Origin of the sequence: Streptomyces sp. NPDC048479 (genome assembly GCF_040651435.1) — a bacterium.
Classification (GTDB): domain Bacteria; phylum Actinomycetota; class Actinomycetes; order Streptomycetales; family Streptomycetaceae; genus Streptomyces.
This window is the reverse complement of sequence record NZ_JBEZKA010000095.1, coordinates 1-3,094: the sequence shown is the minus strand read 5'-3', so window position 1 is coordinate 3,094 and position 3,094 is coordinate 1. Positions and strand designations below refer to the sequence as shown.

Here is a 3,094-nt window from a genome sequence, read left to right as displayed (position 1 = left end):
CTCGCCTGGGGTCTGTGGGCCGAAGCGTCGGCCATGACAGGCGAGCTGGGTGAGACGGATCGTGATCGTCTCGGCCGTGGTGGTGTCAGTGCGCTTTCCGCGGAGGAGGGCGTGGCGCTGTTCGACGCCGCGTCCGCGTCCGAGCAGGCGCTGTTCGTCCCCGTAAAGCTGGATCTGGGGGCTCTACGGGCGCAGGCGGGCAGCGGCATGCTGCCGCCGCTGCTCAGCGGCCTCGTCCGTACTCCCACCCGCCGCGCCGCAGGCGCCGCCGACACCGGCGCTGACGGTGGGACGGCGCTGCGGGAGCGCCTGGCCGGGCTTGCACCGGCCGCACGGGACGAGGCGCTGCTGGAGCTGGTCTGCACGTACGTCGCGGCCGTGCTCGGCTTCGCCGGGCCCGAAGCGGTCGACCCGGCACGGTCGTTCAACGAGGTGGGCTTCGACTCGCTGACCGCCGTCGAGCTGCGCAACAGGCTCGGCGGAGCGACCGGCGTACGACTGCCCGCCACGCTCGTCTTCGACTACCCGACGCCGACCGCGCTGGTGGAGTACCTGCGGGACGAGCTCTGGCAGGACGGCGCCGCGGCGGTTCCCCCGCTGCTCGCCGAACTCGACCGGCTGGAGAAGACGCTCGTCGCGTCCGTGCCCGACGACGACGGACGTACCCGCATCACCGAGCGTCTGCAGGCACTGCTGGCCGCCTGGAGCGAGGCCGGCGAACCCGCGGGCGCCGACGACGCCGATGTGGCCGAGGCGCTCGAGACCGCGACCGACGACGACCTCTTCGACTTCATCGGCAAGGAGTTCGGAATCTCGTGATGCGACGGCTCGGCTCCGCCCTTTCCGACGGCTCTGTCTTTCTGGCTTCTGTACGAGGGATGCACGCATGAATGAGGAAAAGCTCCGGTACTTCCTGAAGCGGGTGACGGCCGATCTCCACGAGACGCGCCGCCGTCTTCAGGAGGTCGAGTCGGAGGAGCAGGAGCCGATCGCGATCGTCGGGATGAGCTGCCGCTACCCGGGAGACGTCGAGTCGCCCGAAGACCTGTGGCGGCTGGTGTCCGAGGAGACCGACGCCATCTCTCCCTTCCCCACCGACCGGGGCTGGGACATGGGGCGGCTCTTCGACGCGGACCCCGACGGGCGGGGCACGAGCTATGTGCAGGAAGGCGGCTTCCTGCACTCGGCCAACCGATTCGATCCGGCGTTCTTCGGGATCTCGCCGCGTGAGGCCGTGGCGATGGACCCGCAGCAGCGGCTGCTGCTGGAAACCTCGTGGGAGGCGTTCGAGCGGGCGGGGATCGACCCGACCTCGGTGCGCGGCAGCCGTACGGGCGTCTTCGCGGGCGTCATGTACCACGACTACGCCTCTCGTCTGCGTGCCGTCCCGGAGGAGGTCGAGGGCTACCTCGGCACCGGCGGCTCCAGCAGCATCGCCTCCGGCCGGGTCTCGTACACCTTCGGCCTGGAGGGCCCGGCGCTCACCGTCGACACGGCCTGCTCGTCCTCCCTCGTCACATTGCACCTGGCCATGCAGGCGCTCCGCAAGGGCGAGTGCTCACTCGCTCTCGCGGGCGGTGTCACCGTGATGGCGACACCGGGTACGTTCACCGAGTTCAGCCGTCAGCGCGGCCTGTCCTTCGACGGCCGATGCAAGTCGTTCGCGGACTCCGCGGACGGCACCGGCTGGGCCGAGGGCGCGGGCATGCTCCTCGTGGAACGGCTCTCCGACGCACGCAAGAACGGTCATACGGTCCTCGCCGTGGTCCGCGGCTCGGCCGTCAACCAGGACGGTGCGAGCAACGGCCTGACCGCTCCGAACGGCCCCTCGCAGCAGCGGGTCATCCGCCAGGCCCTGGCCGACGCCCGCCTCACAGCGGCTGACGTCGACGTCGTCGAGGCGCACGGTACGGGTACGACGCTGGGTGACCCGATCGAGGCGCAGGCCCTGCTCGCGACCTACGGCCGGGAGCACACCGAGGACAGCCCGCTGTGGCTCGGCTCGGTCAAGTCGAACCTCGGTCACACGCAGGCGGCCGCCGGCGTCGCCGGCATCATCAAGATGGTCATGGCGATCCGCCACGGCCGTATCCCCAAGACGCTGCACGTCGACGAGCCGTCGACCAACGTCGACTGGTCGGCGGGCGCCGTCTCGCTGCTGAGGGAGACGGTGGAGTGGCCGGAGACCGGCCGCCCGCGCCGCTGCGCCGTGTCGTCGTTCGGCATCAGCGGCACCAACGCGCACACCATCATCGAGCAGGCACCGCTGCCGGAGGCCGAGACACAGTCGGCCGACGACGAGACGGACGGCTCTGAGGGCACGCACGGCTCTGAGGGGACGGAGGACACGGAGGGCACCGAGCGGGCAGACACCGAGGCCGCCGGGACCGAGGTGCGGCCCGTTTCCGTGCCTCCCGTACTGCCCTGGCCTGTCTCGGCCCGTACGGAGGAGGCCCTGCACGCCCAGGCGGAGCGCCTGCTCGCCCACGTGCGGAACCACCCGGACCAGGCCCCGGTGGACATCGGTCACTCCCTGGCCACAGGGCGGGCGGCGCTGGAACACCGCGCCGTCGTTGTCGCGACCGGCCGGGAGAACGCCCTCGCCGATCTCGCCGCGCTGGCGTCGGGCGAGACCACGGCGCGCGTCGTGCTCGGCGAGGCGGGAGCGCGGGGCAAGGTCGCGTTCCTGTTCACGGGGCAGGGGAGTCAGCGGCTGGGGATGGGCCGGGAGCTGTATGAGGCGTATCCGGTGTTCGCGGAGGCGCTGGATGCGGTGTGTGCGCGGCTGGAACTGCCATTGAGGGATGTGCTGTTCGGGACTGACAGTGCTGCGCTGGATCAGACGGCGGTGACGCAGCCTGCATTGTTCGCGGTTGAGGTGGCGTTGTTCCGGCTGGTGGAGTCGTGGGGTGTGAGGCCGGACTACCTGGCGGGTCACTCCATCGGTGAGATTGCGGCCGCGCATGTGGCCGGGGTGTTCTCCCTGGAGGATGCGTGCACGCTGGTTGAGGCTCGTGGGCGGTTGATGCGGGCGCTGCCTGCTGGTGGCGTGATGATCGCCGTCCAGGCGTCCGAAGCCGAGGTTCTGCCCTTG

General features: G+C 70.8%; 2 protein-coding genes. Both read left to right on the top strand.

Features of this window, described 5'->3' with window-relative positions; all coding sequences use genetic code 11:
• A partial coding sequence (locus AB0D12_RS41055) for a beta-ketoacyl reductase (RefSeq protein ID WP_362695153.1) occupies nucleotides 1–819 on the top strand: 819 nt, incomplete at its 5' end.
• 67 nt (nucleotides 820–886) lie between these two features.
• A partial coding sequence (locus AB0D12_RS41050) for a type I polyketide synthase (RefSeq protein ID WP_362695150.1) occupies nucleotides 887–3,094 on the top strand: 2,208 nt, incomplete at its 3' end.